This window comes from Streptomyces viridosporus T7A (assembly GCF_008704515.1).
Classification (GTDB): Bacteria; Actinomycetota; Actinomycetes; order Streptomycetales; family Streptomycetaceae; genus Streptomyces; species Streptomyces viridosporus.
Genome location: NZ_CP023700.1, coordinates 6581406 through 6593607, shown reverse-complemented (window position 1 = coordinate 6593607; position 12202 = coordinate 6581406). Strand labels below are relative to the sequence as shown.

Annotated in this window: 10 protein-coding genes and 1 pseudogene; 8 read left to right on the top strand and 3 right to left on the bottom strand. The window is 68.7% G+C overall.

Annotated features, from left to right (window positions below):
- Positions 1-445: 445 nt before the first annotated feature.
- Complete coding sequence (locus CP969_RS30210; protein ID WP_016824004.1) at positions 446-1174, bottom strand: hypothetical protein; 729 nt, start codon at positions 1172-1174, stop codon at positions 446-448.
- 466 nt (positions 1175-1640) lie between these two features.
- Between CP969_RS30210 and CP969_RS30205 the strand changes: the two genes are divergently transcribed.
- The 5 genes from CP969_RS30205 to CP969_RS30185 all read left to right on the top strand — a co-directional run bounded on the left by CP969_RS30205 (position 1641) and on the right by CP969_RS30185 (position 8486).
- Positions 1641-2372 (top strand): ferritin-like domain-containing protein, encoded by a 732-nt coding sequence (locus CP969_RS30205; RefSeq protein ID WP_016824005.1) that lies wholly within the window; start codon positions 1641-1643, stop codon positions 2370-2372.
- Between the two features lie 962 nt (positions 2373-3334).
- On the top strand, positions 3335-4465 hold the full coding sequence (locus CP969_RS30200; protein ID WP_016824007.1) for a hypothetical protein: 1131 nt from the start codon (positions 3335-3337) through the stop codon (positions 4463-4465).
- 296 nt (positions 4466-4761) lie between these two features.
- Positions 4762-5937, top strand: a complete 1176-nt coding sequence (locus CP969_RS30195; protein ID WP_004981483.1) for a glutathione-independent formaldehyde dehydrogenase — start codon at positions 4762-4764, stop codon at positions 5935-5937.
- 438 nt (positions 5938-6375) lie between these two features.
- A complete protein-coding gene (locus tag CP969_RS30190; RefSeq protein WP_016824009.1) occupies positions 6376-7314 on the top strand; it encodes an SRPBCC family protein in 939 nt (312 codons plus the stop codon).
- Positions 7311-8486, top strand: coding sequence for a zinc-dependent alcohol dehydrogenase (locus CP969_RS30185; RefSeq protein WP_004981489.1), 1176 nt, complete (start codon positions 7311-7313; stop codon positions 8484-8486). The genes CP969_RS30190 and CP969_RS30185 overlap by 4 nt, the downstream gene beginning before the upstream one ends.
- A gap of 852 nt (positions 8487-9338) precedes the next feature.
- Here CP969_RS30185 and CP969_RS34040 read toward each other — a convergent pair.
- The gene (locus tag CP969_RS34040; RefSeq protein WP_016824012.1) at positions 9339-9518 is read right to left on the bottom strand and encodes a hypothetical protein; all 180 of its coding nucleotides are present in this window, start codon (positions 9516-9518) and stop codon (positions 9339-9341) included.
- Between the two features lie 48 nt (positions 9519-9566).
- Here CP969_RS34040 and CP969_RS30170 point away from each other — a divergent pair, with 48 nt between their 5' ends.
- The 3 genes from CP969_RS30170 (at position 9567) to CP969_RS30160 (ending at position 11686) form a co-directional block, all read left to right on the top strand.
- Positions 9567-10508, top strand: a complete 942-nt coding sequence (locus CP969_RS30170) for a cation diffusion facilitator family transporter (protein WP_016824014.1) — start codon at positions 9567-9569, stop codon at positions 10506-10508.
- Between the two features lie 12 nt (positions 10509-10520).
- Entirely contained in the window at positions 10521-11174 is a 654-nt protein-coding gene (locus tag CP969_RS30165) for a class I SAM-dependent methyltransferase (RefSeq protein WP_016824016.1), read from the top strand.
- Positions 11175-11485: 311 nt separating this feature from the next.
- Complete coding sequence (locus CP969_RS30160; RefSeq protein WP_016824017.1) at positions 11486-11686, top strand: hypothetical protein; 201 nt, start codon at positions 11486-11488, stop codon at positions 11684-11686.
- 365 nt (positions 11687-12051) lie between these two features.
- Here CP969_RS30160 and CP969_RS34690 read toward each other — a convergent pair.
- Positions 12052-12201: pseudogene (locus CP969_RS34690) on the bottom strand (IS5/IS1182 family transposase); the annotation flags it as partial.
- Position 12202: the final 1 nt, after the last annotated feature.

Sequence of the window (12202 nt, the reverse complement as noted above, 5' to 3'; positions counted from 1 at the left end):
CCGACCTGCGCGGGAGCCAGTCCGTTACGGTATGGGGACACACAGTGTGTCGGAGCTGTGTCGCAGGAGCCCTCGGTTGGCTGCGGCCGGGCACTGCATCGGCCGCTTTTCCCGTGCGGGCCGGATGCGCTGGGCGCCTTGGGCTGGAGTACCTTTCACCTGCGCTGACGGCCCGCAGACGTTCGCGCTTGTCCGCCGCTGCTCGTCGGCGTCGTCACGCAGTCAGACGCTCACCCAGGATGCGCCCCGGCGCTTGGAAGACGCGGGCGCATCCTGTTGGCTCGGCCGGGCGGACACGGATCGCCGCTCGCTCGGGGCACAGGTTGCACGTCATGCTCTCCATCGCTGCCGCGGTCGTCGTGACCCAGCACGTCGTCGGTCAGCGGAGCGCGGGCCACGAGAGCCCGACGGCCTTCGCGGAGTGGGCCAGGGCGGCGGGAGCTGATCAGCTCTCTGCTCCCCATTCTCCCGCGGGGCCGGCCTCCTGGGCGAGGTGGCGCAGGGCGCGCATCACCGTGTCCGCCTCCTCGCCGTGCAATTCCCGGCCGGGTCCACCGAGGGCGGCACCCCGGGCGGCGATGTCGCGCAGGGCCCGCAGCGTGGTGTCCGCCTCCTCGACCTGCAATTGCCGGCTGGGCCCCGCCGTCTGGAGATCGCTTCCCATGGCAGCGGAGATCGCTTCCCGGACCGGGAGGAAAGCGATCGGGGCCGAGTACGCGGCCAGGTCGTTCACGCGGACCAGGCGCAGCTCGCTGGGTTCTGTCCCGGAGCCGGACAGGACCACTTCGGTGTTCTCGACACGGCCCCGGGCGACCCAGTAAGGGTTGCTGCTGTTCCGCCAGAGTTCGAACGTCACGGGTTTCCCCTCTGCGGTGATGGTGATGGGTTCGGGGACCGGCAGACTGGCCGGAGGTCCCTCACCGGGGTGGCAGTAGTCCTCCAAAGCGTCCTCCAGGGCCTCGTCGGCCTTTGCGTTGCCGGAGGAGGCGCTGAGAACCATGACGTGCTCGACCTGTGGGTCACAGGACGCAGAGCCGAACCACAGGCACACATGGATGTCGCCGGTGACTTGGTTGTCGCCGCCACCCATGAACTGCCGTGATTCCGGCCAGTCGGCATCGACAGCGACGACCCTGAAGCCATCTGCCGATACAGGGGTGCCTTGATCGTTCATGGGGTCTCCTTGCGCTCGTCCGTGATCGGGCATCGTGCCATGCACGAGACCGGGGCCAACGGACTGGGCCTGGGCCGGTCGGTGCACTACCACTCCCACGGGACCGGTCTCACCAGGGTCTGACAGCGGAGCGCATGGGGCGGGATGGTGCCGGCGCCCTCGACACCCGCTTCAGGAGTTCGGTCAGCAAAGCACGTGGGATGCTCCTACTCGGGTTTCGGGGGCTGCTGATCCACCTCGGACTACCCGGATCCATGACTGTCCGACGCCGCTGATGCCGGCTGGTGATGTCAACCTGCCTTGAAAAATTGGCTGTTCATGAGACGACCTACAGGTCTCTCGCACGGTGCGCGCGTGTGAACTTGTGAAGTTCGCGGCGTCGGGCAGCAGTGGAACGGTTTGATGTGCGCCGACGTCTCCCCTCTCCAGGGGCACGGTGGCCGCGCCCCTGGAGAGGGGAGACCGGGTGCGTACGGGCGACTTCGCCAAGTGGACAAGGCGGTTCGAGGACGAGCACGAGCGCAGGCGCGTCCGGGGCGACCCGGACTGGGGGCAAAGCGCGACGCTGCATCCGGCGGTGTGGGCCAGCATTCAACGCTTCCAGGTCGGCGAGGACGGTGACGGCGCCAACCTCGTCGGCAAGGCGGAGGAGGCCGGCGACGGCGACTACGCGCAGGCAATCCGGCTCTTCGTCGCCGAGGAGCAGAACCACGCCCGTCTCCTCGCTCGACTGCTGGCTGCGGGTGGCGTGCCGACGTTGCCCGGCCACTGGAGCGACACGGTCTTCGTACGGCTGCGGCGTCTCCTGGGCCTGCGCATGGAATTGCTGGTGCTGATGATCGCGGAAGTGGTGGCACTGCGGTATTACCGGGCCCTGCGCGATGGCACCCACGACTCGCTCACTTCGGATGTGGCGGGGCGGATCCTGTCCGACGAGCAGCGTCACGTCCCGTTCCACTGCGAGCGGCTGCACGCCTCCCTGGTAGAACTGCCCCGCGCGATGCGCCGCCCGGTGATGGCCCTGTGGCAGCTTCTCCTGCTCGCGGTCTCCCTCGTCGTCGCCGTCGACCACGGTCCGGCGCTGCGACGACTCGGCATCGGACGCCTGCGATTCGTGGCTGATGTCGCGGCCTCGTCCGGCGCGGTTGTCTCCGCGGTGCTGGCACCCCGCCCAGACGCATGGACGAGCGCGGGCTGACACCAGGCAGCCCACCGCCCCTCGCCCACCTCTTCAGGAGAGAGGCTGGAGAGCTCTCAAGCTGACCTGGGACTTCGATACCGGGTGAGATGGCTGGCAACGCGACCGTACGAACCCTCGTTAACCGTGGCTGACCGCGGAATCTGGCACGGTCGTGGCACGAACCTCAGCTGACGACAGTCAGCCACGACGGCGGGTGCGCCGACCGATCACGCTCGCGTGTGTCTCGCTGTACCCCCGTCGGCCTCAGCCACGCTCCTTGCTCGTACCGTCGACCAGAGCCAGATGCCACGGCCGGCCCGTGACGAGAGCGCCAGATGTGCTGCTCCTCCGGATCCCTCAGCTTGGGAAGCTGGGATCATTTGCGGGCGGTTCGGGCGCTGAACCGGGTCAACGACCCAAGGATCAGCCTTACGGGGCTCGGTGGCTTTCACCGTGGTTCCCCGCTGTTCCCCGCTCGATCCGGTGCGCTTGTGGTGCAGGGCTGCCACGCTACATGCCGGGTATCCGTCCCTGCATGCCGGCCGTCGTGTACCGGCCCTACGACGCGACGACGACCGTTTGGGCGTTCGTGCTGTCGGTTCTGGTCGTGTTGGTCGTGGGCTGGTGCGTCCGGCGTCGCAGGTAGGCATGACCACCGCGTGAGGCGAGAGGTCGGGGCGCCCTGCCGGTGACCTGGGATTCACTGGCTGAGCTGACAGGCGGGGATGCACCCGCCGGCTCATCCGACCCCTGTGACTGGCACGGCCGTGTCACGCGACGAACGGATGGCTCGGAACTTGGCCGACCTCTCCGTTGCCCGGTGGTCAACCACCGTAGTGGCCGCGCCGCACCGGGAGGAGCGGTTCTGTCCGTGTTTGCCCCCTGACGGGGGCCTGCGCGTCAGGGGGCGCCGACGTTGTCTCGGGGGCATCCTGGGGGCACGGGTAATCGCCGGGGCAGCCGACGAGAAGGGTCCGGTCGTGAGGGTGTCGTCACAAGGCGTTACGGTCGTGGCTCTCCTGGCGGATCCGGACGCGCCGACGGAGATCGCGCGGCGCATGGCCCGGATGCTCCCTGCTCGGCTGGCCGACAAGTCGGGCCAGGGGCGACGGTTCGACGTCGAGGTGGTCAGTGAGCCCTTCAGCGCAGGGACCGAGGACCTGTCCACGCTGACGCGCCGGATCATGGACCGCGGGCGTGCGGAGCACTGGGACATCGTCGTGGCCCTCACCGACCTTCCGTTGCACTCACACGGGCGCAAGCTCGTTGTGGATCTCAGTCACGAGCACGGCTTGGCGCTGCTGTCCCTTCCTTCGTTGGGGGGCCTGCGTTTTGAGAGAAGGGCCCTGCGGGCGGTGGAAGAGGCCGTTCTCAGCTTGGCGGATGCGCGAGCCACTGGGGCTGAGGAACTTCCTCAGCGTCAGTCGCTGGGACGTTTCGCCGGTCGTCTTGCGCCTGTGCACCCGGGCCCGATCGGTGAGGAGGAGACCGCTGATCTCCGGTACGTCGTCAGCGGGCCGCGCGGTTACCTGAGGGTGCTCGGCGGTATGGTTCGCGCCAACCGGCCGTGGCGGTTGGTCCCGGGTCTCTCGAAGGCCCTGGCGGCCGCACTCGCCACGGGAGCAATTGCCACCGTGAACTCCACCCTGTGGAGTCTGGCCGCGTCCCTGGGCACGCCACGCCTCGTGATCGCCATGGTCGGGTCCGTCGCGCTCATGATCGGCTGGCTGATCGTGGACGCGCACCTGTGGCATCGAACGGCAGAGGTCTCGCCGGAGGCGAGGAAGCGGGCAGCTCTCTACAACGCCTCGACGGTCGCGACCGTGGGCATCGGGGTGCTCGTCTGCTACGTGGGTTTGTTGGTCATCAACTTGGTGTGGGCGCTCTTCATCCTCAACGACCAAGTGTTCGCCTCCATGACACGGACCCCGCTGCACGCCACGGAATACTGGACGCTGTCCTGGTTCGTCGCTTCGGTCGCCACGGTGGGCGGCGCGCTGGGATCCGGCCTGGAGAGCGACGAGGCGATCCGGTCAGCCGCCTACTCCAAGCGCGAACAGGAACGTCGCCGCATGCTGGAGGACGACCACGGTGACCAGCTGGTGACCTGAGTCGGAGATGCGTCTTTGGCCGGTGGCCGACTGGATGCGAAGAATCCGCTGATCGATCGGGGAATGGCTGTTTCGCACCGGAGGCCGACGGGGACCCGCACGGCACGTCGCCGGGCGCCGAAGCTCCGCCTGGCGGACCGGTGGCGGCACCACCGTTCCATCTGATCCGGGTGAACGGCCCGCAGAGGCGCGCCGGAGCCACAGGCCCCGTCCTGGCAACTTCCGAGAGTCGGGCTCTTTGCGCCGTCTCATCATCGCTGTGCCGCGGTCATGCCGCGACACCGAGGGAAGCAGTCATGAAAGCAGCGGTATATGAAGGACCGCGAACGGTCACGGTGAAGGACGTGCCGGACGCGAAGATCGAACATCCCTGCGACATCATCGTCAAGATCACCACTACCAATATCTGCGGTTCGGACCTGCACATGTACGAGGGCCGCACCTCGTTCGAGTCCGGCCGCACGCTGGGGCACGAGAACATGGGCCAGGTCGTGGAGGTCGGCTCGGCCGTCCGCAAGGTCCAGGTCGGCGAGTACGTGGTCCTGCCCTTCAACATCGCCTGCGGCTTCTGCAAGCAGTGCGAGCGGGGTCTGACCAACTACTGCCTGACCATGCAGCCGGAACCGGCCCTCGCCGGAGCCGCTTACGGATTCGCCGACATGGGCCCCTACCAGGGCGGCCAGGCGGAGCTGCTGCGCGTGCCCTACGGCGACTTCAACGCGCTGCGTCTGGGCGAGGACGCCGCCGAGCGGCAGACCGACTACGTGATGCTCGCCGACATCTTCCCCACCGGCTATCACGCCACCGAGATGGCCCACGTCAAACCGGGCGACCAGACCATCGTCTTCGGGGCCGGTCCCGTCGGGCTGATGGCGACCTACTCCGCCCTCCTCAAGGGCGCCGGCCGCGTCTGGACGGCCGACCACCAGCCCGACCGGCTGCGCAAGGCGGAGGAGATCGGGGCCATCCCGATCAACACCGCCGAGCAGAACCCGGCGGAGGTCGTCAAGGAGGCCACCCTCGGTCTGGGCGCCGACAACGGCTGCGAATGCGTCGGCTACCAGGCGCACGACCCCGAGGGACACGAGGACGCCAGCCTCACGCTCAATGGCCTGATCGACTCGGTCAGGTTCACCGGCGACATCGGCGTGGTGGGTGTGTTCCTGCCCCAGGATCCCGGCGGCACGGAGGCTCAGGGAGAGCTGGAGGCACAGGGCAAGGTCCCGATCGACTTCGGGATGATGTGGTTCAAGGGCCAGCACGTGGGGACCGGGCAGGCGCCGGTGAAGAAGTACAACCGGGCGCTGCGGGATCTGATCGCCGGCGAGAAGGCGAAGCCGAGCTTCGTCGTCTCCCACGAGCTCAGCCTGGACGAGGCCCCCACCGCCTACGAGCACTTCGACGCCCGTGACGAGGGCTGGACCAAGGTGGTCCTGCATCCCGACGGACACGGCAACGGCCACAAGCGGTAAGGGCCCCGGGGTCGCCGTCCGCCTGCTCCCCCGGACCGGGCCGGCCGACGAGCGACGCCAACCCCGGCTCCGGCCGGGGTTGGACGGGCCGTAGTCGCCTGCGTCCCCGTCATACCTGAGCAGCGGTGACCGTCCGCGTCCGGCCCGGTAGGACGGATGGCGGACCCCGACGCCCTGCGTGACGGACGCGTACTCGACAGGCCGGACATGCATCCGCTCCTGAAGTCAAGCCATGGAGTTCGGTGCTGATGCAGGTCAAGCCCCTGGCACGCGTCAGGTCCAAGCCGCGACCGGACGACTGCGCTGCCGGTTCGGTGACGGGAGTTGAGGATTGAATGCGGGCCGCGCGGAAACTCCGGACTTGTTCGCTATGCGCGCTTCACCTTCTCACTCACGTGGCCCGCCTTCCGTTCACCTCACCGCATGTGGGGAGCACTCATGAAGACAGACACCGGCTCCACCTCCCGCCTACGGCACGATCCGCTCGTGCGTGGCCTCGGCTGGGCCAGCGCGCTCCTGGGCGTGCCCCAGGTCGCCGCCCCGGGGGGCTTCGCCCGGACCTTGGGCGTGGACGACACCTTCCGGCACCGCTCGGCCACGACCGCCGTCGGTGTGCGCGAGTTGGCGGCGGCGACCGGGCTGCTGGGGCGGCCGCATCCGGCCTGGCTCTGGGGCCGCGTCGGTGGCGACCTCATGGATCTGACGATGCTGACCCGGGCCCTGAGGAACCACAACGGTCGCGGCCTCGGCCGCACCGTTGTCGCGACCGCCGCGGTCGCCGCCATCACCGCCACGGACGTCTACGCGGCCGTGACCCGCACCCGTAGGAGCACCCCCATGGAACTGACCGCGGCCACCACTGTCACCCAGCCCCCGGACGAGGTGTACGGCCTCTGGAGTGACCTGGAGCGACTGCCGGACTTCATGGCGCACCTGGACGAGGTGCGCGTCACCGGCCCGCGCACCAGTCACTGGCGGGCCGGCGCGCCGTTCGGCAAGACGGTCGAGTGGGACGCCGAGACCACTCAGGACGTCCCCGGCCAGCTGATCGCCTGGCGGTCGGTGGACGGCGCCGACATCGACAACTCCGGCGAGGTCCGCTTCGTGCCCGCCCCCGGCGGCCGGGGCACGGAGATCCGGGTGACCCTGCGCTACGACCTGCCGGGGGGAGCGCTGGGCAAGACCGCGGCGCGCTACTTCGGCGAGGAACCGCACCAGCAGCTGGACGACGACCTGCGCCGCTTCAAGCAGATCGCGGAGACCGGCGAGATCGTCCGTTCCGAGGGCGCACCCGGCGGCAAGCGGGCCCGCGGGGAGTTCCCGCAGCACCCGGCCCGACCGCTGACCGAGGACGAACTGAAGGAGGCCCTGGCATGAAGGCGAACTGCTGGACGGGACGCAACTCGGTCGAGGTGCAGGACGTCCCCGAACCGTCGATCCTGAACCGCCGCGACGCCATCGTGAAGGTCACCTCGACGGCGATCTGCGGCTCCGACCTCCACCTGGTCGACGGTTACGTCCCCACCATGGAAAAGGGCGACATCCTGGGCCACGAGTTCATGGGAGAGGTCGTCGAGGTCGGCCCCGGTGTCAGCGGCGACAAACTGCGCGTCGGCGACCGGGTCGTCGTGCCCTTCCCCATCGCCTGCGGTGCCTGCGCGGCCTGCCGCGCGGAGCTGTACTCGTGTTGCGAGAACACCAACCCCAACGCCGGCATCTCGGAGAAGCTCTTCGGCCACCCCACCGCCGGCATCTACGGCTACTCCCACCTCACCGGCGGCTTCGCCGGCGGCCAGGCAGAGTACGCCCGGGTGGTGCTCGCCGACGCCAACGCCCTCAAAATCGAGTCGGACCTCAGCGACGAGCAGGTGCTGTTCCTGTCCGACATCCTGCCGACCGGGTACATGGGCGCCGACATGTGCGACATCCAAGAAGGTGACGTCGTCGCCGTCTGGGGCGCCGGGCCGGTCGGCCAGTTCGCCATGGACAGCGCCCGGGTTCTGGGCGCGGAGAAGGTCATCGCGATCGACAAGGAGAACTACCGGCTCGACATGGCCGCCGCCCAGGGCTACACGACCATCGACTTCGAGGACACCGACGTACGGTCGGCGCTGCTGGAACTCACCGGCGGCCGGGGCCCCGACAAGTGCATCGACGCGGTCGGGCTGGAGGCCACTCACGGTGCCTCCCACGTCCACCTCTACGACCGCGCCAAGCAGGCGGTCCGCTCCGAGACCGACCGGCCACACGCCCTGCGCCAGGCCATCCTGTCCTGCCGCAGCGGCGGCGTGGTGTCGGTCATCGGCGTCTACGGCGGGCTGATCGACAAGTTCCCGGCGGGTGCGTGGATGAACAGGTCCCTGACCCTGCGCACCGGGCAGTGCCATGTGCAGAGGTACATGAAGCCGCTGCTCGGTCTGATCGAACAGGGCAAGATCGACCCCACCAGGGTCATCACCCACCGGCTGCCCTTGACCGAGGCACCGACCGGCTACGACCTGTTCAAGAACAAGAAGGACCGCTGCGAGAAGGTCGTCCTCACACCGTGAGGGCCTCCGCGTGTGGTCTCCAGCTCGGTGATGGCTTCGGTGAGGCTGGCCACCCCCGCCTCGGCATCGCGTTGACGGATACGGGCGAGCGTAAGGTTCCCCAGCACGATCGCGCGTGACTTTCGCCTGTCCCGTAGCTCCTCCGCGGTGCTGGTCAGCAAGGTTTCGGCCCGACGGTGGTCTCCGAGCGAGAGGTGGCAGGAGCCTGCGAGGCGGCCGAACTGGGTGGGTGACACCAGGTCGGCGGCGGCGTCGCTGCCGTCCACGGGGTCGAGTTGGCGTTTCGCGCGGGAGAGAGCGCGTTCGCAGCGAGGCGTTGCCTCAACACGCCTACTTGGTGCCGGTCACCACCCGTCGCAGCACCGTGTGGCACCGGCTCGAGCCCGCCGAACTGCACCGCCACCTCGCGGGGGGCGCCACCCTCGTCCTGGACGCGATCGACGATTCGCATGGAGCGGGTGACGAGAATCGAACTCGCGCCCTCAGCTTGGGAAGCTGAGGGCATCAAAGGTCCGCTGCAGGCGCTGACCTGCGCAAACGGCCGGTTCGCGGTTTCTGCGAGTCCGGTTTCCTTCACTGTGATTCCCCGCTGTTCCCCGCCCGATCTGGTGCGCTCGTGGTGCGGTCACTGTCGGCGTGCAGCGACGAGGGAAGTGGCCGGCACGGGCGGAGCGATTCTCCGGCGAGTGATGCACTGCGCCTGTCGCAGTACGCGTTCAGGCCATTCCTCCGGTCACTCGTTGGCCGGAACGGATCCTCGCGCACGGCTGGTGCTGCACGGCCGCGACAGCATGAGCTGGACGTTGTGGACCAGCTGCTCCCGCCGGGCTGTTGCCAGCACATCGCACCTGGTCAGGTGGTGTACGACGGCTGTAGCCGCAATCGAATCCGTGTGCCACGGTGCGCCGTATGGAGGGGAACCAGCACACACACCACCACGGCCATGGACACCAGCACGGTCACGCCGGCGTGGATTCCGGGCATCACCGTGGCGCCTCCCGGCTGAAGCGTCTGCGGCATCAGCTCGCGCACCTGGTTACACCGCACAGCCACGAGGTCACCGACAAGGTGGACGCGGCAATGGAGACCTCCCGCGAGGGCATGCGCACGCTGTGGATCTCGCTGGTCGTCCTGGGGATCACCACCCTTGTTCAGGGCGTGATCGTCGCCCTGTCCGGGTCGGTGGCCCTGCTCGGTGACACCATCCACAATGCCGCCGACGCGCTGACCGCCATTCCGCTGGGGATCGCGTTCCTCCTCGGCCGACGGGCAGCCAACCGCCGCTACACCTACGGCTACGGCCGGGCGGAGGACCTGGCGGGCATCTTCATCGTCGCGACCATCGCCGCATCCGCCGTCCTGGCTGCCTGTGCGGCCATCGATCGCCTCCTCAATCCCCGCGACATCATCCATCTGTGGACCGTCTCCGGCGCCGCACTGGCCGGCTTCATCGGCAACGAATGGGTGGCCCGCTACCGCATCCGCACCGGCCGTCGCATCGGTTCCGCGGCCTTGGTCGCCGACGGTCTGCACGCCCGCACCGACGGCTTCACCTCCCTGGCCGTCCTGCTGGGCGCGGGTGGCGCCGCACTTGGCTGGCGCGCCGCCGACCCCGTCGTCGGGCTGCTCATCACCCTCGCCATCCTGATGGTCCTCAAGGACGCCGCCCGCGAGGTCTACCGGCGCCTGATGGACTCCGTTGATCCCGACCTCGTCACCGCAGCCCACACCACCCTGCGCAGTGTCGACGGTGTCCTCGGCACCGGGCAGGTGCGGATGCGGTGGATCGGTCACGCCCTGCGCGCCGAAGCCGACATCGTCGTCGATGCGCAGCTGACCGTCGTCCAGGCCCACCGCATCGCCGTCGCCGCCGAGCACGCCCTCATCCACGCCATCCCCCGACTGGCCGCCGCCACCGTCCATACGGATCACACCCCCGTCGAAGGCGACCCGCACGCCGCCCTCGACCACCACACAGCACACCCGGCGCACGCGGCCCGGCTGGCTGTCAGTGGTCATTGAAAGGATCACTGGATGACGAACTCCTCCGCCATCAAGGCTTATTGGGACGCCGCAGCCGACACCTTCGACAACGAACCCGACCACGGACTGAACGCGGAGCACACCCGCGCCGCCTGGGCCGCTCGCCTGACCTCCTGGCTGCCGATCACCCCGGTAAGCGTGCTGGACGTGGGGTGCGGTACCGGCTCCCTGTCCAAGCTTCTGGCCGAAGCCGGCCACCACGTCACCGGCGTCGACCTCGCACCGAAGATGGTCGATCAGGCCCAGGCGAAACTGCGCGTCGCCGGCCTGGAGGGCCGCTTCCTGGTCGGCGACGCCGCCAACCCGCCCACCGGAGGCGAACAGTTCGACGTCTTGCTCTCCCGGCATCTGGTGTGGACCCTGCCCGACCCCGAGGCCGCCCTGCGTGAATGGACCGCCCGGCTCCGCCCCGGCGGCCTGCTGGTCCTGATCGAAGGCCGCTGGCGCGAGGCGGGACAGAGCGGGGTGCCCTACGTCGCTGGAGCCGAGACCCTGCCCTGGCACGGAGGCATCACCGCCGACGACCTCACCGCCGCCGTGCGTCCGCTCGTCGCCGAGCTCCGCATCGAAGACCTGACCGGCGACGCCGATCTGTGGGGCGGCCCGGTTGCTGATGAACGCTACGCGCTCATCGCTCGCCTGTGATCTGATGGCCCCCGCGCGTTTGGCGCCTCTGCCTGCCATCAGCAGCCGGTCTACTGATCACCGGTCCCGCTGACCAGCGGGCCTGACGAAGCCCACGGTTCTGACCAGCTCAGACGCCGTGGGCTTCTGTCGTTGTCGGTCGGCGTCGGCTGACCTCGGACGGCCCAGGGCCGGCCCAGGGACGGTCCTGATGGAAACCAGCGGATCGTGGGTGACCTCTTGGCCGCGGCAAGCTGTTGGTGATCGTGAAGCAGAGTGTTTGCACGGGGGCGGGGAAGGGGTCAGAGCGGGAGGGAGGACAGGAGACAACCGTGACCGTCCTCGCGATCTTTCTGCTCATCATCGGTACGCTCTTGGTCCTGATCGGGGCGCTTCTGGTCCTGATCGGGACGTTCCTGATCGCGATCGGGGTGGCCTTGATCCTTACCGGGGCAGCCCTGATCGCCGCGGGCACGTTCTTGCTGATCCGGAGACTTCTCAGCTGTGATCGAACACGGTCTCACTCCTGGTGAACCTGAGGGTGGCCCTTCAGCACAGCCACAACTGATCACCGGCGGCCGTCTTGTCGATCAACGTTCTGACCTGCTGCTGAGCTGTCGGCGGTGGGCGGCGTTGGTCATCGTTGAGCGCCCTTCCACGGCTCGAGGAGGGCCCGGCAGGGCGCTCATGCGTGAGCACCGCATCAGGAGTTCGATCTTGGCCTGAGGCTCAGTCGCTCGAGTGTCCCCAAAAGTAGATCTCCGGGGGGTTGCGCTCGTCGTCGTGCAGCACAGCGCACCGTCCGAGCCATCGTGACTGGGGGAACAGGACGGCCCAGAGCAGGCCCGGATGTCGCGCACGTCTACCGGAAGGCGGTCAATACCACCTGGTGCTTCTCTTCGGCCGGCGGCAGCAGCCGGGGCCGGCCCCGCCTGCACCCCTTGCCACCACGCTCTCGGACCGCTTTCGACAGCCGACCGAACTGATCCACCCGCAGGTCCGTGAACGTCTCCACCCACACCCGCTCGGCCCTCAAGACCCCAGCCACA